Origin of the sequence: Psychrobacter sp. Rd 27.2 (assembly GCF_001921755.1) — a bacterium.
Lineage (GTDB): Bacteria > Pseudomonadota > Gammaproteobacteria > Pseudomonadales > Moraxellaceae > Psychrobacter > Psychrobacter celer.
In genome coordinates this window covers 134,381-153,437 of record NZ_MRYB01000006.1, presented here as the reverse complement: position 1 = coordinate 153,437, position 19,057 = coordinate 134,381, and the positions used below count along the sequence as shown (strand labels likewise).

Annotated in this window: 27 protein-coding genes and 1 tRNA gene; all 28 read left to right on the top strand. The window is 46.3% G+C overall.

All coding sequences use genetic code 11. The annotated features are described in order from the left end of the window. Window positions 1-14 precede the first annotated feature (14 nt). The 28 genes from BTV99_RS07190 (at window position 15) to BTV99_RS07060 (ending at window position 19,055) form a co-directional block, all read left to right on the top strand. The gene (locus tag BTV99_RS07190) at window positions 15-845 is read left to right on the top strand and encodes a hypothetical protein (protein ID WP_075101687.1); all 831 of its coding nucleotides are present in this window, start codon (window positions 15-17) and stop codon (window positions 843-845) included. 166 nt (window positions 846-1,011) lie between these two features. Next, window positions 1,012-1,485: a Panacea domain-containing protein gene (locus BTV99_RS07185; RefSeq protein WP_075101686.1), complete on the top strand. Its 474-nt coding sequence runs from the start codon at window positions 1,012-1,014 to the stop codon at window positions 1,483-1,485. Further along, a complete protein-coding gene (locus BTV99_RS07180; RefSeq protein ID WP_075101685.1) occupies window positions 1,482-1,913 on the top strand; it encodes a hypothetical protein in 432 nt (143 codons plus the stop codon). Before BTV99_RS07185 ends, BTV99_RS07180 begins: the two co-directional genes overlap by 4 nt. A 258-nt stretch (window positions 1,914-2,171) precedes the next feature. Beyond that, window positions 2,172-2,244, top strand: a tRNA-Ile gene (locus tag BTV99_RS07175). 63 nt (window positions 2,245-2,307) lie between these two features. After that, complete coding sequence (locus BTV99_RS13285) at window positions 2,308-2,532, top strand: hypothetical protein (RefSeq protein ID WP_143507095.1); 225 nt, start codon at window positions 2,308-2,310, stop codon at window positions 2,530-2,532. Between the two features lie 27 nt (window positions 2,533-2,559). Beyond that, a complete protein-coding gene (locus BTV99_RS13835) occupies window positions 2,560-2,745 on the top strand; it encodes a hypothetical protein (RefSeq protein WP_305956342.1) in 186 nt (61 codons plus the stop codon). Then, window positions 2,691-2,834 carry an HNH endonuclease gene (locus BTV99_RS13830; RefSeq protein WP_305956341.1) on the top strand — a complete coding sequence of 48 codons (144 nt, stop codon included), beginning with the start codon at window positions 2,691-2,693 and terminating at the stop codon, window positions 2,832-2,834. Before BTV99_RS13835 ends, BTV99_RS13830 begins: the two co-directional genes overlap by 55 nt. Before the next feature lie 122 nt (window positions 2,835-2,956). After that, window positions 2,957-3,433 carry a phage terminase small subunit P27 family gene (locus BTV99_RS07165; RefSeq protein WP_075101684.1) on the top strand — a complete coding sequence of 159 codons (477 nt, stop codon included), beginning with the start codon at window positions 2,957-2,959 and terminating at the stop codon, window positions 3,431-3,433. A gap of 290 nt (window positions 3,434-3,723) precedes the next feature. Continuing rightward, window positions 3,724-5,427, top strand: coding sequence for a terminase large subunit (locus tag BTV99_RS07155; RefSeq protein WP_075101682.1), 1,704 nt, complete (start codon window positions 3,724-3,726; stop codon window positions 5,425-5,427). Continuing rightward, the gene (locus BTV99_RS07150) at window positions 5,424-6,665 is read left to right on the top strand and encodes a phage portal protein (RefSeq protein ID WP_075101681.1); all 1,242 of its coding nucleotides are present in this window, start codon (window positions 5,424-5,426) and stop codon (window positions 6,663-6,665) included. Before BTV99_RS07155 ends, BTV99_RS07150 begins: the two co-directional genes overlap by 4 nt. Further along, entirely contained in the window at window positions 6,646-7,320 is a 675-nt protein-coding gene (locus BTV99_RS07145; protein ID WP_075101680.1) for an HK97 family phage prohead protease, read from the top strand. Before BTV99_RS07150 ends, BTV99_RS07145 begins: the two co-directional genes overlap by 20 nt. Before the next feature lie 9 nt (window positions 7,321-7,329). After that, a complete protein-coding gene (locus tag BTV99_RS07140) occupies window positions 7,330-8,532 on the top strand; it encodes a phage major capsid protein (RefSeq protein ID WP_075101679.1) in 1,203 nt (400 codons plus the stop codon). 105 nt (window positions 8,533-8,637) lie between these two features. Next, entirely contained in the window at window positions 8,638-8,871 is a 234-nt protein-coding gene (locus tag BTV99_RS07135; protein WP_075101678.1) for a hypothetical protein, read from the top strand. A gap of 6 nt (window positions 8,872-8,877) precedes the next feature. Continuing rightward, window positions 8,878-9,081, top strand: a complete 204-nt coding sequence (locus BTV99_RS07130; protein ID WP_075101677.1) for a hypothetical protein — start codon at window positions 8,878-8,880, stop codon at window positions 9,079-9,081. Window positions 9,082-9,083: 2 nt separating this feature from the next. Then, window positions 9,084-9,392, top strand: a complete 309-nt coding sequence (locus BTV99_RS07125) for a head-tail connector protein (protein ID WP_075101676.1) — start codon at window positions 9,084-9,086, stop codon at window positions 9,390-9,392. A 29-nt stretch (window positions 9,393-9,421) separates the two neighbouring features. Next, window positions 9,422-9,658 carry a hypothetical protein gene (locus BTV99_RS07120; RefSeq protein WP_075101675.1) on the top strand — a complete coding sequence of 79 codons (237 nt, stop codon included), beginning with the start codon at window positions 9,422-9,424 and terminating at the stop codon, window positions 9,656-9,658. Window positions 9,659-9,660: 2 nt separating this feature from the next. After that, window positions 9,661-10,017, top strand: a complete 357-nt coding sequence (locus BTV99_RS07115) for a phage head closure protein (protein WP_075101674.1) — start codon at window positions 9,661-9,663, stop codon at window positions 10,015-10,017. Between the two features lie 2 nt (window positions 10,018-10,019). Continuing rightward, window positions 10,020-10,523: an HK97-gp10 family putative phage morphogenesis protein gene (locus tag BTV99_RS07110; protein WP_075101673.1), complete on the top strand. Its 504-nt coding sequence runs from the start codon at window positions 10,020-10,022 to the stop codon at window positions 10,521-10,523. Continuing rightward, a complete protein-coding gene (locus tag BTV99_RS07105; RefSeq protein WP_075101672.1) occupies window positions 10,520-10,897 on the top strand; it encodes a DUF3168 domain-containing protein in 378 nt (125 codons plus the stop codon). Before BTV99_RS07110 ends, BTV99_RS07105 begins: the two co-directional genes overlap by 4 nt. Window positions 10,898-10,901: 4 nt before the next feature. Beyond that, window positions 10,902-11,387 carry a phage tail tube protein gene (locus BTV99_RS07100; protein ID WP_075101671.1) on the top strand — a complete coding sequence of 162 codons (486 nt, stop codon included), beginning with the start codon at window positions 10,902-10,904 and terminating at the stop codon, window positions 11,385-11,387. An 83-nt stretch (window positions 11,388-11,470) separates the two neighbouring features. Next, window positions 11,471-11,827 carry a phage tail assembly chaperone family protein, TAC gene (locus BTV99_RS07095; RefSeq protein WP_075101670.1) on the top strand — a complete coding sequence of 119 codons (357 nt, stop codon included), beginning with the start codon at window positions 11,471-11,473 and terminating at the stop codon, window positions 11,825-11,827. Between the two features lie 20 nt (window positions 11,828-11,847). Continuing rightward, entirely contained in the window at window positions 11,848-12,114 is a 267-nt protein-coding gene (locus BTV99_RS07090) for a hypothetical protein (RefSeq protein ID WP_256713744.1), read from the top strand. Between the two features lie 73 nt (window positions 12,115-12,187). Continuing rightward, complete coding sequence (locus tag BTV99_RS07085; RefSeq protein WP_075101669.1) at window positions 12,188-12,889, top strand: hypothetical protein; 702 nt, start codon at window positions 12,188-12,190, stop codon at window positions 12,887-12,889. 144 nt (window positions 12,890-13,033) lie between these two features. Then, window positions 13,034-16,327 (top strand): hypothetical protein, encoded by a 3,294-nt coding sequence (locus BTV99_RS07080; RefSeq protein ID WP_143507093.1) that lies wholly within the window; start codon window positions 13,034-13,036, stop codon window positions 16,325-16,327. Beyond that, window positions 16,317-16,655 carry a phage tail protein gene (locus BTV99_RS07075; protein WP_075101667.1) on the top strand — a complete coding sequence of 113 codons (339 nt, stop codon included), beginning with the start codon at window positions 16,317-16,319 and terminating at the stop codon, window positions 16,653-16,655. Before BTV99_RS07080 ends, BTV99_RS07075 begins: the two co-directional genes overlap by 11 nt. Before the next feature lie 43 nt (window positions 16,656-16,698). Further along, window positions 16,699-17,523, top strand: coding sequence for a hypothetical protein (locus BTV99_RS07070; RefSeq protein ID WP_075101666.1), 825 nt, complete (start codon window positions 16,699-16,701; stop codon window positions 17,521-17,523). Beyond that, window positions 17,524-18,315: a phage minor tail protein L gene (locus BTV99_RS07065; protein WP_075101665.1), complete on the top strand. Its 792-nt coding sequence runs from the start codon at window positions 17,524-17,526 to the stop codon at window positions 18,313-18,315. It begins immediately after the preceding gene. Between the two features lie 2 nt (window positions 18,316-18,317). Then, window positions 18,318-19,055, top strand: a complete 738-nt coding sequence (locus tag BTV99_RS07060; RefSeq protein ID WP_075101664.1) for a C40 family peptidase — start codon at window positions 18,318-18,320, stop codon at window positions 19,053-19,055. Window positions 19,056-19,057: the final 2 nt, after the last annotated feature.

Here is a 19,057-nt window from a genome sequence, read left to right as displayed (position 1 = left end):
AAAGGTGGTAAAAAGTGACTGATATCGAAATCAAAACCGAATGGGTCGATAAGGCAGGCGAAGTGATGAAAGTGCTGCATGTCGATTATGATAAAAACGAACTTAGGTTTAAATGGCTTAACAATCCAAACCGCAAAAAAGAAAGGGTTATATCTATCGACAAGTTTCTCCGTTACGCTGTGCCAGTTGTGCGAGCGCAGGAAGTGTTAGATAAGCCTGAGCCGGCGAAAGAAAAACATAAGCCTGGTCAGTATGCCTACGCACTGATTGACGAGCTGCATAACAATTTCGGTCAGTCACCAAACCTGCAGCTATCAAACCAAGATTGGCTTGAACAAGGCATGCACGCCAAGACTGTTAAATTCAATATTGGACAAGGTGGATTGCCGCCAGAAGTGAACTGGGAAGACCACTGCGCTGCTATTGCAATGATTGATGACGCGCCAGCCAAGGCGCTGGCAAGTATATTGCTATGGGGTAGTGATACCAACTGGGATTGGTCACGTCATTTTGACGAGGTAGTGAAGCATCTGGCAGCCAATATGATTGAGCGCTGTAAGAAAGATAAGCGCGCTGCACCGCAGGCATGTACTCACAGTCTGCCTGAGCTGGCACGACTGATGGCGCGCATGGTACTGCATTTTGAGTTGTATGAGTTGTGGGATGTTTATACAGTCAAAGGTCGGTTGAAGTTTTGCGGTATAGAAATTAATCCCAGTACATACACTAATGCGTGGCTAACCTACCAGCGACAGATGACGCACGACCTTTTTGATATGGTCGGCAAGGTTGATTGTTCGGTCGCTCATTATCGTAAGCAATTAAAGTTTTCGAATGCAGAGTAAGGCGACACTATTTGTCGTATGCGATTAATAATTACAACTATATATTGCATTTATAGCTATATACGCCCATTATATAGCTATAAACTAACTAAATTTATATTTAATCGGTCTATGGAGTTGCTTGTAAATCCATAGGTTTTCTTGTCTCTAAAATAAGGAGTAGGTTATGGTTAGCGCTATTTCAGTTGCCAACGAATTTATTCGTTTAGGGAAAGAAGAAGAAAACTTTTTCACTCCAATGCAGCTATTAAAGTTAGTGTATATTGCCCATGGCTGGATGCTTGGGTTCTTTAATAAGCCATTAATTAATGAAGAGATTGAGGCGTGGAAGTATGGGCCGGTTATCCCAGAGCTTTACCAGAAAGTAAAAAGTTATGGTAGAGATAAAGTAAAAAAAGAAATAAGCTCTTGGTCTGTTTTTTCTCAAACTCCATTAAATGAAGAAGAGAAAAGCGTCATTCATTTTGTATATAAAAAATATGGGAAGTTAGATGGTATTCGGTTGTCAATGATAACCCATCAAAAGGATACACCTTGGTCAGATATTTTCTCTCATGAAGGATGGGGAGATGTAATCCCTAATGATTTGATAAAAAATCACTATACGCACTTAACTAAAAAAGTGTTAGCAAATCAATGAGTGAGCTAGATCAGGTAGGCAGACCAACAATCACCGTTGCTCGCATTAATGCGCTGGCGGAGGACTCCAGTTCTGATTTAGTTGATTTAGATGTTGATGAAAGCATTTCCAATTCTCATGAGCAATCTTCATACTGGGCAGAACAAGAAGAAAGTTTACTTGGTAAAAAAGATTTAGAAAAAGTTAGCAAAGATAATCAGCATGAGCGTGATGAAGACTGGAAGAGTAAGTTTGATATTACTTTTAAGTGCTTGTTTTTTCTCCTTGCGTTTTTATTCGCTCTAATGGTTGTTGCATTAGTCCTCCACTGGATAATTCCTGAGTCATGGCAGTGGTTATCTGAAAGCCAAGCGGGTCGTTTAGAGACAGTTGTTATCGCCGTGTTGGTATCTAAGGTTGTAACAGTGATGCAGAGTAAGATTGAGTGAAACGATAGATAGCTTGACCCGTGCCGCCCGAATAGGGTAGTATTTGTCATACTGGCTTAAGTAGTAGGTAAGGCCAGTTAAACCAAAAGACGACGGCTTAATTGCTCTCGTCTTTTTTTATGCCTGATTGGTTTAGCCACGGTCAGCACATGCCAGCGAGATACTAGCCAGCAGATGGCAACTGCGAATTGAATGAGAGTCACAGTTATTTAACAATCATTGCATGTGATGATTGATAAGTAACAGTGGCGATGCTGCGTGCCTGTAGCTCAGTGGTTAGAGCAGAAGACTCATAATCTTTTGGTCGTAGGTTCGAATCCTGCCGGGCGCACTATCACTTACCCACGTTAGAAATAGCGTGGGCTTTTTTATGCCTAACGTTTAGTGAGGTGTGATGACCATGAGATATGAATGCACAAGCGAGACGCTGTATATCAACTATCGCACAGGCGAAACGCTAGAGTATAGACACTCGAATCTAAAGCTGCTTACTGCTAGAGCCAACAACGGCAACAGTGATGCCAAGAAATATATGGCTTTGATTGAGCCAGACAATAAGAAATGGAAACCAAAGCCATGCCATCCACGCCATGCCGCCAATACCGCTGCCCAAACATAGTTAAACGTAAAGACAAAGGATACTGTGATGACCATGCAGACCAACGCAGCAACTGGACCAAGCGACCAGACCGCAGCGGTAGCACAACCAAGCGCGGTTACGGACACGCTTGGCGTAAGCTTCGCGCGCAAGTACTTAATCGTGATGGTCATCTGTGCATGGCTTGCCAGCGCGCAGGCAGATACGTGCCAGCCACCGACGTTGATCACATAATCAATAAGGCGAGCGGCGGTACGGATGAGCTCAGCAATCTACAATCGCTTTGTCGTAAGTGCCATAGATCAAAGACAGCTAACGAGTAAAGGGGGAGGGCGGGTAAATTGTTCAGCCGGAAGCCCCGAATGACCGCCCCCCTCCACACATTTTTACGACCGCGAAATTAAAAACTTAGGTCAAGGCAAAAACTACAGATTTGGAGATTGAAATGGCCGGCGTTGCAACGGTACCTGGGCGCGGCCGAAAGCCAAAACCCACGAAGCAGAAACAGCTGGCGGGTAATCCCGGTAAGCGTGCACTAAACAATAACGAGCCTGAATTTACCAAACTGACCAAGGTTGACCCGCCCGAATGGATGCCAGAGATTGCAATCGGTATGTGGGAAACCATCGTTCCAGATTTATTGGCCAATGATGTTTTGACGGTACCAGATTTGCATAATGTCGAATCGTTCTGCATGGCGTATTGTCGCTGGCGTGAGGCTGAGCAAGATATTAATGAGAATGGTATTACCATCCATACTGAAAAAACTGTGATTAAAAATCCAGCGGTGACGGTGGTCAATGAAGCTAAGCGGCAGATGGTGCAGTTTGGTAGTTTGCTTGGGCTTGACCCCAGTAGCCGTCAACGTTTGATAGGGCCCAAAGGTGATAAAGATAGTGGTAATCCGTTTGCTGATTTATAGGAATTAGTATGATACTCCCTAGTCTATTTGCGGTTAATTTCTACATCATAAATCAAGAGGGCTTGTTCGCTAGACGCATTCTTTGTCAAGTACCAAGCTTAGAAAACTTTGTTGTTTTAAATGACAAACGATATAAAGTACATAAGGTGGAGTGGTGTTTGGATGACAATGCTACTAATCACCAGTATCAAGCGCTCGTCAATATTGAGCTAATAAAACAAACTATGTAAACCAATTCACCACCTTCATGGTGGTTTTTTTACGCCTAATAAAAGACAAGAAAATATGAAATGGCCCGTACTAAATACACCAATGTTGCGAAAGCTGAAAAGTACGCTCGTGACGTTGTTGCGGGCAAAATTATCGCGTGTAAGTGGGTAATACTCGCATGCAAACGTCACTTGGACGACAAAAAAGCCAGTCGTTCAAAGGATTTTCCATACAAATTTGACCCCGCTAAAGCTGAAAAAATAGCTAAATTCATCCAGTTATTGCCGCATACCAAGGGGAAGTGGGCGCAAAAACGCCTAAAAATTACGCTTGAGCCATGGCAGTTGTTTAGCATTTGCATTCCGTTTGGCTGGATTAATAAAAAGAATAAGCTGCGCCGCTATTCGCGCATGATTATCTTTGTACCGCGTAAGAACGGCAAGTCTATTATCGCTGCAGGCATCGGCTTGTACATGTTCGTCGCTGATGATGAGTTTGGCGCAGAAGTGTACAGCGGGGCCACCACAGAGAAGCAAGCGTGGGAGGTATTCCGCCCTGCTAAGCAAATGGTTGATCGCACACCAGCACTCAAAGAGTTTTACGGTGTGGAATCCAATGCGTCCAACATGAACGTGTCGCGTGATGGTAGTCGTTTTGAGCCTATTATCGGAACACCAGGTGACGGCTCAAGTCCGTCATGCGCCTTGGTCGATGAATACCATGAGCATAAAGACAGCACGCTATACGACACAATGGAAACGGGTATGGGTTCGCGTGAGCAGCCGATGATGGTTGTTATTACCACTGCCGGTAGCGGTATCGGTGGGCCCTGCTACATGCTCGTGCGTGATGCGCAAAAGATGCTCGAAGGCGTCATGGATATGCCTGACATGTGGGCGATGATTTACACCAAAGACGAAGACGATGACTGGACAAGCGAGCTGGCGCTACGTAAGGCCAACCCAAACTATGATATATCGGTCGGCGGTGAGTTTTTGGCCGCTCGTTGCCGTGATGCGGTGCAGTCAGCTCGCAAGCAAAACACGTTTAGAACCAAACACGTCAATGAGTTTGTCGGTGCCAAGTCTGCTTGGATGAATATGTCTAAGTGGGGCCTTGCGCCAGAGCGGCTGTCTCTTGATGAGCTACAAGGGAGGCCATGCTATATCGGTCTTGATTTGGCAACCAAAATCGATATCGTCGCCAAGGTGATGGTGTTCCCGCCGTATGGCGATGACCCTAATTATCACATACACGCAAAATACTATATCCCTGAGGCGCGCCTTTATGAAGAAGGTGAGGTTAATAGTGAGCGGTACCAAGAGTGGGACAAGCTTGGATTGCTGACGGTGACCGATGGCGAGGTAATTAATTTTGCCACTATCGAAGAGGATATCGCTGACGATATGGCCACTCACGACGTTCGTGAGGTTGCTTATGATCCATGGCAGGCGGCGCAGCTTGCGCAAAACTTGTCAGACGAGGGCGTGACCATGGTTGAGATACGCCACACCGTACAAAATATATCTGAACCCATGAAAGAGATGGAAGCACTGGTGCTATCGCAGCGATGGGCGCACGGTGACTGTCCAATCATGACGTGGATGATATCGAACGTCGTGGCTACTCTTGACAAAAAAGACAATATTTATCCCAACAAAGAGCGCAGCGAAAACAAGATTGATGGCCCAGTGGCTGCAATCATGGCGCTGGCGCGTGCGGTCGTGCATAACCAAGACGATGGCAGCTTAGACGACTTTTTACAGGACCCTATAATTGCATGAGTACATTAAATGACGTCGGCTGGTGGTCACGCTTTCGCGGCGCATGGCGCTCAGGCACTAACCGGTTAGATAAAGATAGCGAATCACCACCTTGGAACGGCAATAGCACCGAGTCGGGCAACCGTGTCAGCGCAGATACATCATTGCGACTGGCGACGGTATGGGCATGTGTGCGCTTGCGTAGTGAGACTATCGCATCATTGCCGCTGCATCTGCGTGACAGTGATAAAAACATAGCGGTCAATCATCCTCTTTATCGGATTTTGCATGACCAGCCCAATGCTGACATGACTGCCAGCGAGTTTTGGGAGGCTATGATTGCCAGTCTTGACCTCTGGGGCAATGCTTATGCGCTCATCCATCGCAACACCAAAGGCGATGTGATCTCTCTCGATATCTTGGACCCTGAGTGCATGACGGTGCGGCGCAGTAAAACAGGCGCGATTGATTATATTTATGAAAAGAAGTCTGACGATGGCAAATACCACGAAGACGACATCTTGCATATCAAGGGTTTTACGCTTGATGGTTTGGTGGGCTTGTCGCCCATACGGTACCAGTCGGATGTGATTGGCGCACAGGTTGATGCCAATAATGCAGCTGGCGCTGAGTTTAAAAACAATCTCAAAGCGGGTGGGTTTTTAAAGACTGGCGAGAAAATACTAAACAAAGAGCAGCGCGACCGGCTAAAAGAAAACCTAGGAGTGTTTAGTCGCCCTGAAAATGCTGGTAAGTGGATGGTGCTGGAGGCGGGCATGGAGCCTGCTAGTGCCGCCCACATCCGCATCAATCCCGCCGACGCTCAGCTGCTTGAGTCTCGCAACTTTGGTGTTGAAGAGATTTGCCGCACATTCAAAACACCGCCGCAGCTTATTTATCACTTAGACAAAGCATCGAGCTGGGCATCTAGTCTTGAGCAGATGAATCAGGGTTATTTGACTTACTCGCTACAGCCGACACTGGTGCGCATCGAGCAGACCATCGCCCGTAAGCTATTGTCACCATCTGACCGCGCTAAATACCGTCCTAAGTTTTCGGTGGAGGGTTTGCTGCGAGCAGACAGCCAAGGACGCGCCAATTATTACAGCACAATGCTACAAAACGGCGTATTCACTCGCAATGAGGTACGTGCGCTGGAGGATCAGCCAGCGTACAGCGGCGCTGATCAGCTAACTGTACAACTTAACTTAACACCTATCGAGCTATTGGGGCGCAATGATGAGCAAACTAAAGACTAAAGCCATTGATTTCAACGTAAAAGCCATCGATGACGATGGCTTTTTTAGTGGCTACTGCAGCGTATTTGATGTCGAAGACAGTTATGGCGATGTCGTCAAGGCAGGCGCGTACACAGAAACTATCAAAGCATGGGCTGACAAAGGCAAGATGCCGCCGATTTTATGGCAGCACAGCCGTAGCGATGTCATCGGTGTATGGACCAAGCTTATCGAAGATGAAAAAGGTTTGTATGGCGAAGGTCGATTGCTGGTCAAAGATGTGGCCAAGGCACGTGAAGCACATGCGCTGATGAAGGCGGGCGCGATTGATGGCCTATCTATCGGTTACCGTGTGCAGAAATGGTCATATAACGAAGACGATGATGTGCTTGAGCTGCTAGCGATTGACTTAAAAGAAGTCAGTGTCGTGACGTTCCCCGCTAACGACGAAAGCCTTGTCGACAACATAAAATCTAAATTAGAAAAGGGCGATTTGCCCACATTACCAGAATTTGAGAAGTTCCTGCGTGACGCTGGTGGCTTTTCGAAATCGCAAGCGACTGCCATAGCTGGGCACGGTTTGCGATCACTGACTCAGGGCGAGCCTGAAGATACCAAAGCAGCTGACACCGATATGAGCGATGCGCTCGATATCTTAAAAAGTATCAATGTATAAGGATTGGTTATGAAACCAGAAGATCAAGTTAAAGAGCTCGCCGCTGAGTTTAAAAAAGCGACTGACAAAGTAAACGGCCTTGGCACAGAGCTGACAGGTCGCATGGAAAAGGGCGAAAAGGGCATCAACGATCTAAAAGATCAGGTCGATGAAGCTTTAACAGCCATGAATGAAGCCAAGACGCGTCTTGACGACATGGAGCAAAAACAAGCACGCCGCGGCAATAATGAGCCTGATCAGCAAAAATCTATTGGCCAGCAACTGTTTGAAAGCGATCAGTTCAAGTCATTTGTAGAAAACCCAGCAACAGGGCAGCGCGCCACGCTGCAAGTTAAAGCATCTGATATCACCAGTGCCACCACCGCCGCCGCGGGTTCTGCAGGCGGGCTTGTTACTGCACAGCGTCAACCAGGTATCATCGCGCCGCCCAATCAGATTCTTACTATACGTGACTTGCTGGCGCCCGGTACCACTGACAGCAACTCTATTGAGTATGTGCGTGAAACTGGCTTTACCAATAATGCTGCGGCGCAATCGGCTGAAGGCGCGCTCAAGGCGCAGTCCGACTTGCAGTTTGATGATGAAACAGCATCCGTACGCACACTGGCGCATTTTGTCAAAGCGTCACGTCAAATCTTGGATGATGCCTCACAGCTTGAATCATATATCGGTCAGCGCCTTATGTATGGCTTAAAGCTGGTTGAGGACCGCCAATTACTGAATGGTGATGGTTTGAGTGGCAATCTCAAGGGCATTATCCCGCAAGCGACTGCATTTGCCGATCCTGCCACGCTTGCCAACTACACAATCATGGATCAGCTGCGTTTGGCAATGTTGCAAGCGGTGTTGGCTGAATACCCTGCAAGCGGCCACGTATTAAACCCAATTGATTGGGCTAAGATTGAGCTGACCAAAGATAATGACGGTCGTTATATCATTGGTCAGCCGCAAGGCACTGCAAATCCGACTCTGTGGGGCTTGCCAGTAGTGTCAACACAAGCCATGGGCGCGGGCAAGTTCTTGACCGGTGCATTTAATCTTGGTGCGCAAGTGTTTGACCGCCAGCTAGCGTCTGTAGCGGTCGCTACCCAGAACGAAGATGATTTTGTGAAAAACAAAGTAACCATTCTTTGTGAAGAACGTCTGGCACTGGCTGTCTATCGTCCAGAGGCGTTCATTACTGGAACGTTATTGGCCAAAACCACGCCATAGTCTTAATCGAAATCATTTAACAAGGCCCTGCCATATTGGTGGGGCTTTTTATTAAGCCAAAGCCAGTTTATGAAGCTGATTTTGTCTTAATAAAAGGAGCAGGTTATGAAATATAAAGTCACTAAGCAGCACTGGGGTGATCGCCAGTACTTCGAAGGCGATACCCGTGAAGTCAAAAATGATTCAGATGCTAAAGAGCTTATGCGAATGGGGATGCTTGAAGACCCAAAAGAAGTTGAAGCTAAAAAGAAAGCGGCTGCTGATGCTGAAAAAGAAACCAAGGCTGCGCCAAAACCCAAAAACAAGGCTGAAAAAGAGCCTGCTAACAAGGCTGAGTAATAAACTATGAAAATCAAAATATTAAAACGAATGATGATTGGTCGCACGATTGCACAAAAGAACGAAGTGCTAACCGTAACCGCCAAAGAAGGCAAAGATCTGATTGATAAAGGTCATGCTGTCGAAGTCGAGTCACCTCAATCGACTGCATCAAAACCAGAAACAACCAAAAAGGCCGATAGCAAGGCTAAAGACGACAAGGCAGATTAACGATGGTGACTCTTGAGCAGGTAAAGTTTCAATGCCGCATCGACCACGATGATGAAGACGCTTTATTGCTTGGATATGTGGCAGCCGCTCGAGATCATATTCAGATGTATCTTGATCGTACTATTTATGAGTTGGCGGTACCAAGTGAGGATCCAGATGGCGTGCTAGATAATGCGTCTATTGATCAGGCGACATTGATGATAGTAGCGCATTGGTATGCTCATCGTGAGTCAGTCAGTGATTCATCGATGGTTGAGGTGCCTATGGGGGCTTATCATGTACTGCAACCGTACCGCCGCATGGGGGTTTAATATGAACTGTAAAGGATGTGAGGCGCGCCGTGAGTGGATTAAAGACAGAACCAGCGAAGCCAAGCGAAGAGCCAAGCTGCTCTTGCAAAGACTTAATAGCGCTGATGACAAAGGTAGTCGAACAAAATACGATACTGATTCAGCAAATCGACATTAGTAACCAAAACACTGCTGAGCTCATCGACCAAAACAACGAGCTGATAAACGAGCTAGTCGAACAAGAAGATGACGCCGACGTAGGCTCGACCTTTTTAGATATGGATTAATTATGGCAGTCAATGCGGGCGAGTTACGGCATAGAGTCACTATCCAGCGCTATATCAGCGGTGGCCGTGATGCAGACGGGCATCTATTAGATGGTGCGTGGACCACTCACAAAAAGGTTTATGCCAAGATCACGCCGCTCTCTACTAAAGACCTACTAACAGCGCAGGCGGCTCAGTCAGAGATTACCGCTAGAATGATGGTGCGCTACCGTACCGGTCTTAATATCGATACGACTATGCGCGTGATTTGGCAGGGCCGTACTTATGCGATTGATAGCCAAGGCTTACCTGATAACGAAACCGGCGTCGAGTATATGACCTTTAACCTTGCATCAGGTGTTGAGCAGTTTAAGGATTAATCATGGCAAACGATATAACCGGTCTCGATGAAGTTCAAGCAAAACTGCGTCAGCTTGGTAATAAGCGTAAAGCTAAAAACGCCGCCAATCGCGCTAGTCGCAAAGCTATGAACATCGTCAAAAAAGCCGCGCGTGAGAATGCCAAACGTATCGATGATAAAGACAGTCCCGAAAAGATTTGGAAGAACATCGTCGTTAAAGCTGGTAAAACCAAAGGCTATGACAACGTAACGATGAAAGTCGGAGTCAAAGGTGGCGCTAGAAAGTACGCTAACACCCGTGCTAACAGAAGAGCAAACCGCGCTGGACGCAGCTATCAAACCCAAGGCAGCAAAAAGAACCCCGGCGGCGACACTTGGTACTGGCGCTTTAAAGAGTTTGGGTCCGCTACGAATAACGCGGATCCTTTCTTACGTCCAGCGCTGAATAATAATATCAACGCTGTACAAGCGGAGTTTACCCGCGCTTATAGCGCTGAACTTGATAAAGAGATTGCCAAACTATGAGCGATTTGCCTATTTACCGCATGCTTAATGCCGATGTTGGCGTGACGTCGCTTATAGATGTAGAAGCCAAGGTTTGGGAGGCTGTCGCACCTGAGGGCACCCAAGCGCCTTATGTGGTGTGGCAAATCATCAGCGGTCAAGCTGAGAACCACTTGGACGCACCCGCTAACTTTGACAACGTACAATTTCAAATCATGGTTTATGACACGAGCTCTAAATATGCAAGCGCGTTACGTGGAGCGATACGCAGCGCATTAGAGTCGCGTGCATGGATATTAAACCCAAAAATCAATCAATATGATTCCAACGCTCGACTTTACGGGCGCGGCTTTGATGCCAATTGGATATCAGACCGTTCAACAACAGAGGATTAGCATCATGGCTAAAGTCGAAAAAGGCGTACTATCACAAGGCACGCAAGTATGGATTAAGCATGGCGATACGCCTGAGCTTACTAAGATGATTTGCATCACCGGCATTACACTCGGCGATGATAGTGTCAATGATATTGACGATACATGCCTAGAGGAAGAGGATACCACTACATCGGTACCAGGACTTACTACGCCCGGTGAAGGGTCTATCTCTATTAACACTGATCCCAAAAATGAGACGCATATGACGCTACTGCAGTTGGCTGATGAACGCGCAACTATCGAGGTCTTTATTGGTTGGTCGGACGGTAAGGAGCCGCCAGTGCTTGAGACTGGTTCTGTCACGCTTCCACCGACCCGTACTTGGACTTCATTTGTTACGCAGCTGAAAGACACTAACCCTACGTTTGAGCCAAACTCACTGGTTAAGCACTCAGTGCCTATGAAGCGTCAGTCGAAAGCAATCACTGCGTATAAGACAAATTCGTAGGCTTTATAAAAGATACGGATGGATTAGTTGGTTAAACCAAAGCCCCTTTTATTGGGGCTTTACTTATTTATGGGATTATTAAAATGGCAAAGATATTATTATCAGATGTGAAAGCGGGTAGCTTGGTCGGTGAAATACATTCAGAAACGGTTGAGTTTTATCACAAAGGCGAGCTTTGTGAAGTCGATATTATGTTCAAGACACTTCCTTTTGCCATCAGCGATGATCTGCATAACTGCATGAACAATAAGGAAGATGTGGCTGCTGAATGGATTAGCAAGACGCTAGTTGATGAAGACGGTAAGTTGCAATTCACCAAAAAACAAGTCGAAGATAATTTTATTCAGCCACTGGCGAACGCTGTCTTTAATAAGGTATGGGGGCTTGATAATATAAAAAAGGCGGTAGAGAAGCAGGCGCCGAAGAAGAAAAAGGAATAATCGCCGGCGAGCATGAGCTGTTGTTTGAATTGGCTCTCAACGGTATAGGTGGTAATAGTGTTCATCAAGTAAAAACCAATCTAACGATGGTTGAGATTAAGCAGTGGGCGGAATACCGCTATCGCCGTGGCAGTCTAAATGTGGGCAGGCGTGTTGAGCAAGCGGTCGCCAATATGATGGCTACCTATATCAAATCTCAAGGGGGTGATATAGAAGCGCTTGAGCTCATGCCACATGAAGATGATGTGATCGTCAGCTTTGAAGATCAGATTGAGGACACAAACTAACAAATGTTGCTGAATTGTTTTTGATGATTTATAGTAATGCTTTTATCGCAAAAAAAATCATTAAGGACAGAGTATGGCGAAGCTCGTTAATTGTAAAAATTGCGGTGGTTTTATCGCTAAAAATGCAGATTCCTGCCCCAGTTGTGGTGCTAGAGTTAATCGCACGTCAGTCCTTACATGGATTGCAGTGGTATTTATTGGATTTATGGTGCTTTCGGCTTTAATGGCCGGCATGTCTGACAATCCTTCACCGGGCGTAGCAGACAATAGCAGCGCTGGCGAAGTTAGCAATAATGTTGCAGAAACTGACGCTACCCAATTGAACGAAGTTACTGAGGTTCAGGCAGTCCCTAACTGGATGTATGGTGAATCAGTAGATAAAATGCGTGATACTACGACATATACTGCTATAACTACATCTAGAAATAATGTTCATTTAAGTTCACCCTATAGTGGTGGTACTGACTTAAGTATTATTATTAGGCATACCGATGAACTAAATAATGAGGTCTTGTTTGTTACAAATAATGGTCAGTTATGGTGTGAATACCGAAATTGCACCATGACAGTGAAGTTTGATGATAATAGTATTGAGCAATATTCTTTATCTAGGGCTGCTGGCGGCTCAAGTGAAGCGATGTTCTTGGATGGCTCTGAAGAACTTTTTATAAACAAACTAAAAGATTCCAAAATAATGATGCTTGAAATAGGGTTTTACAATAACGGTAATCAGCAGTTTACGTTCGATACTGCTGATCTGGATTGGCAGCATTAATACGTTACGATGCTATCTAGTGTGTTTGAGAGCCTGAAAAGCCAAAATGCTAGAATGGTAAAGTAATTTAGCAAACTAAAATATTTAAAGAAACCTCAGTCAGCAATGATTGGGGTTTTTTATTATCCAAAAAAGGTGTTTATCATGGCAACAAACTCACTTGGTAGACTGACACTTGATTTGGCGGTACGCCTAAGTGAGTTTACAGATGGCTTGACCCGCGCAGAACGCGAAACCCGTGACCGTACCGAGAATATGGGTAAGTCAGTATCTAAGTTTAAAGAGCAGTTGATTGAGGACCTCAGTGGTACGCCTGTCGGTGGTGCTATTGACTCTCTTAACGAGCAACTTGGTTCTATTTCCGATGCTTTTGGTAAAGGTGGATTAGCGGGTGCAGCGGCGGTGGGCGCTGCTTCTGTTGTAGCGTCAGTGGCGGTCATGGGTGCAGGCTTAGTAACTTTAGCACTACAGACCGCCGAAGCGGATGAACAGCTAGAAAGGCTGGCAAAAAGAGCCAATACCTCGACCGAAAACCTACAAGTTTTGACCGCTGCAACTGCCAGCTACGGGTTAGAGATGGATAGCGTAGGAGATATACTGGCCGATGCTCAAGAAAAGCTTGGGGAGTTTAGTGCTAATGGCGGTGGCGGATTGGTTGATACCTTAGAGCTTATGCAAGAAGCCACTAAGAAAACTGACGCAGAATTAGAAATATTCGGTAAAAGCTTGTCAACAATGGATAGTGTCGATGCTATCCAAGCCGTCGTAGATGAAATGGAGCTGGCAGGGGCAACCACGCAAGAGGTTAGATTTGTCACTGAGTCTTTGGCTAGTGGCCTTGGCGATATCATACCTTTGTGGGATAACAACGGCGAAGCGCTCAGAAACTATGAGCGCGATCTTAATGAAGCTGGCGTCATCAGAACCAAGGAGTCTATAGAGCAGTCCAAGATATTGGCCGATGAAGTAGAAGGGCTAAAGATTAATTTTGAGGGCGTACGCAATGAGCTGGTTACTGAGGCTCTCCCGGCCATGGCGACGCTAATAGAGTACTTTAAGGAAGGCACGAAACAAGGCGGTAGCTTTAAAGACGAAATTAGTGGCGTTGGACAAGCTATAAACATAGCCGCCGCCTCAGTAGTTGGGATAGCGGCGGGTATCGGGCAGCTCATCAATGCTTTTTCAGCAGTCGGTATGCAGATGCGCAATATTGGCCAAACCGCTGAGAACTTCTTCAGCGCTGATACTTTAGCGGATAAAGGTAAGGCTCTATTTACCGGGTTCTTCAGCGCTGGCGCTCTAGCGAGTGGCAGTATGTTGGATATATCTAGCCAGTGGGCTAGGGATATGGAAACTATAGACAAGCTATTGGATGGCGCGTCTAGCAAAATGAATAGAATCAATACACAGCGCCCTGCAATCAATAATTCATTCGGGAGTGTGTTAGGTACAAGCGGCTCCAATGTGGCTTTTCCTTATAATAATAATGGGATCCCTTATAGAAATGGCGCGGTAGATGCGGAGATAAAAGCTACTAGGGCCTTGGCTGATGCCGCTGAAAACGAAGCTAAGGCTAGAGAAAGAACTGCTAAAGCAACCGCTGATGCTTCTAAATATATCCAATACGCAAACAAAGGCGCAACTCGAAATCAACGCTTAAATCCCGAGCTCGAGCAAGCATTATCTTTTTTACAAGAAGAAGGGATAGTTTTCAAAGTGAATTCAGGTGGTCAGCCTGGTAAAGGATCAGGTGGTAAGCGAGTTGGCTCTACTGCGCATGACCATGGCTATGCCGCTGATGGTGATCTATATAAGGGTGGTAAAAAACTAGACTGGAATAACTCTAAAGATTTGCCACTGCTAAAAGCTATCGTTGAAGAGGCCGCCGCACGTGGTATCAACGGTATCGGTGCTGGTAATGACTATATGGGCGCTGGTCGCTTTCACTTTGGTATTCAGCAAAACGCAGCGGCTTGGGGCAAAGATGGCAAAGGGGCCAATGCGCCAGGATGGCTGAAGGCGGCGCATAGCGCTGGCATGTCTCGTAAATCTTCAGGTACGTTTTATGGTAAAGCTTTAGCGCAAGATGCCAAGATTGCTGAACAAGCTCAGCGCGAACAAGCAAGGCTCGCTGCAGAAGCATTGCGCCAGCAAGAAGCGATTGAACGCGCTCAACTTTCTATCGTCAATCAATACGCAAGCGATAAAGAGAAAATCGAGCTTGATCATATCGCTCGTGTTGAAAGTATAGAAGAAGCCTACGCCGAAGGCTCTGCTGAGCGAGCTAAGTATTTGACACGCGAAGAAGAGCGCTACGCTAAAGAAAAAAACGCAGCAGCTCTATCCATCATGGAGAGATACCAAGGCGAGGAGCAGCGCATCCATGCCAGGCATCAAAAAGCACTCAAAGAGATCGAAGCCGCGAACATCAAAGATGATAGCGTGCGTCAAATGTATGTTGATATGCAAAACGCGGCTTATCAAAAGGACTTAGATAACTTTAAGTTTGCATCAGAGGCCAAGGCTCGTGCTCAGGACAAAATGTATCAATCCATTGCTGATAGCGCCCGTGCAGGCGGTATAAACGCGCTAAGCACTGGCAAAGATAGCATGATGCAGCGCACATTAAACGATGAAGATTACCAGCAATGGCGCTTGAATCAAGATTATGTAGAGGGTTTTGATTCTATTAATAATCAGTATAAATCCCGCGAAAGCGAGATAAACGCTGTCGATGAGCGCGGTAACCCGGCGTTTAATGATTTAGAACGTTATGAGCTGTTGGAGATCGCCAAGCAAGAACACTTAGATAAAATGTGGGCGTTAGAGCAAGAGTATGCTTTAAAAGATAAGACGCTGGCAGAGCAGCAGGCAGCGCACCGCGTTTCTCTTTATCAGGGACTATTCAGCGGCCTTGCTGGCTTAACCAAGGCTTTTTTTGGAGAGCAGTCAGGGGCTTATCGGGCTATGTTTGCGATTGAAAAAGGCTTTGCTATTGCGAGTGCAGCACTAAGTATACAAGAATCTATAGGTAAGGCAATGGCAGCGGGTGTAACGCCAGTTGATAAAGCTGCCTATGTTGCTGAGGCTGTAGCTTCAGGTACCACACTAATGAGTAATATCGCAAGTATTGCTGCTCCTGCAGGTATCGCCCACGGCGGGCTAGATTATGTGCCAAAAGAATCTACTTACTTACTCGATAAGGGTGAGCGCGTATTATCGCCTAAGCAAAATAAAGATTTTACTAGCTTTATAAATAATGGTGGCTCAAGCGGTGGCGATGTGAATATCAGTGTAACAGTCGATGCCAAGGGCAATAGCTCAATACAAGGCGATAATGAGCGTATAGGGCGCGATATGGCTAACGGTATCAAAGCCGTAGTCATGGACGTTATGCGTAAAGAAAAACGTCAGGGAGGTATGCTGTATGGCACTTAGAACGTTTGACTGGTGTGTTGATGCAGGAGCAACACGCACCACCGCATTAAAAACTAATACCGTGCAATTTGGTGATGGTTACGATCAGGTATCGAGCTTTGGTATCAACAATGTGCGCGAAACATGGCAGGTCGCAAAGACTGCCTATAAAGCCGAGATTGACGCTATCTATGATTTTTTGATTGAGCACAAGGGTGTTACGCCTTTTTATGTAACGATTGCAGGTGATACAAAAACCTATCGCACTGATGGCGCTATTAGTGCGCCGCACCAAAGTGGCAACGTGTGGCAAATATCCTTTAATCTCAAGCAAGCATTTATACCTTAACCCCTTAACTGGGGTTTTTTATTATCTAATTTTGGAGATAACCATGGCAGTACAAATACCAGACCCCGGACAAGGCGACAGCAAAACGGGCGATAATGAGTATGTATTTCGCAAAAAAGTACAGAACAACTTTAGCGACCAGAGTAACGCAGCTAGTCGTTTGGTTGGAGAATTGCCTGGCAACGTAGCTCAGATGACCACCACTGGTGTAGTATTTAGTGGGTGGGGAGGAGAAGGTCAGAGCCTTGGTTCTGCAACTAAAGCAGATTTGGTTGCAACCTTGAACTCGCGGTCAAGTGTATTTCGCAACTCTCAAACCATCGCGGGCAGCGCGATACTATCGTACTCACCATCTATGTATTTTAAAGTACGAGATACCGAGGCGATTATCTCGTGCGGACTGGGTGGCTTAGGTGTAAATATAGAAGTTTGGAATACTTCTAGCACATCTTTATATACATTACTGCACGATAAAAACACATTAACTGATAGCAACGGATTTATCAAATCTGCGTCACCTATCGTTAAGTTGTTTGCCGACAAAATCGAGCTAAACAACGAGGCTGAGCAACAAAACATCGAGTTTATCAAAAATGGCGTCGGTGACTATACGATAAAAAACACATCAGGACTATCAACTGATGGTTGGTACATTGAGCTGCCAAACGATGCCAACGGCAATACCAAGTTTGCCGTTATTTATGACGAGCTGGCAGACGGCACTATTAATATCAAGACATATAAGCGCAAGTTTGATTTTGAGCTGGTCGCTATCGTCGCTGATATTGATAATCCAATCGACATCACAGATGGGCGCTGGATTGATTTGCGACTCAATGAGACTGAGCAGCCGATACAGGAGGTCTAAATGTTATCAAGTGACTTGCAAAAGCTCTCAGTCACAGGACTGGTCACGCTTTATGAGCTAGACGCAACCGCATTAGGTGCTGGTGTGTTTAGATGGCATGGCCACATTTCGCGTGAGGACTGGCAGCACATTTACCGCTACACTGACAAATCGCGCTATACAGATATGACGCGCCATACCGACCCAGTAGGTCAGGAGGATATTGTCAGGCGCGATATTATTTGGGCAGGTCAAACCTACACGCCTATGCCAATCAAATCAGACGGCCTTGAGATGCGAGGCGATGGCAAAGCATCAACGCCCAGCCTTGCATTGGCAAATAATATTGACGGATTGCAAGGCGCGGTATCAGCACTATGCTTGCAGTACGATGACTTTGCAGGCGCTAGATTGACTGTCATTAATACGATGGCGAAATACCTAGACGCTGCAAACTTTAGTGATGGCAATCCTAGCGCAAATCCAAACGAGTACCGCAAACAGGTGTGGTATGTTGAGCAAAAAACCAGCGAGAACGCCAGTGCGGTGACGTTTGAGCTGAGTAACCCTGTGGACTTCGAAGGCGCTAAGATACCAAGCCGTGACATTACATCGTTTTGCCACTGGGCTGTCCACGGTCGCTACCGTGGCGAGGAGTGCGCTTATCGAGGCACTGCTATGTTTGATGCTGAGGGCAATCCAACCGATGACCCAGCAAAGGACGCTTGCGGTGCAAGATTGACGGACTGTCGTATTCGCAATAACGAAGATCGCTACGGTGGATTTCCTTCGTCGTCATTAATCAAGGGATAGACATGCTAACAGCTAAGATAAAAAAGACTATCAACGCCCATGCTAACACTGAATATCCGCGTGAGGCTTGTGGCGTTATCGTGAATGGCGAATATATCCCCTGCACCAATGTAGCAGCCGATGATGCTCAGTTTGAGATTGATGTAATGGATATTGTCGGTGCGTCAAAAGAGGGCGAGATAACAGCATACGTGCATAGTCACCCCGATGGAACGACCGCACCTAGTCAGCCCGACCGTGTGCAGATGAATTTACACGGCCTGCCGTGGATAATTACAAACGGCATTGACGTGGAGATACATAAGCCAGACGACTATCAAGCCCCACTACTAGGGCGTGAGTATCATCATGGAATTATGGACTGCTACACGCTCATACAGGACTACTATCAGCGCGAGCTTGGCATCACACTTGGCGATTATGAGCGAGCAGATGCGTGGTGGGAGGATAAAGACAACAAGCCGCTATATCTTGATGGGTTTAAAAACGAAGGCTTTGTCGAGGTCGATGCAATCCAAAAGCACGACTTGATACTCTGCCGCCTAGGACGCACTGAGCACGTCAATCATGCCCTTGTCTTTATCGGTGATGGTAAGCTCAAATCTGAGCGTACAGACGATGTTATCGGCAATGACTTGGTATTGCACCACCCTTACGGCAGAGAGTCGCTACGTGAGATATATGGCGAGCAATGGCAGCGTAGAGCTGCTGTTATTATCAGACATAAGTCGCTCATGTAGCG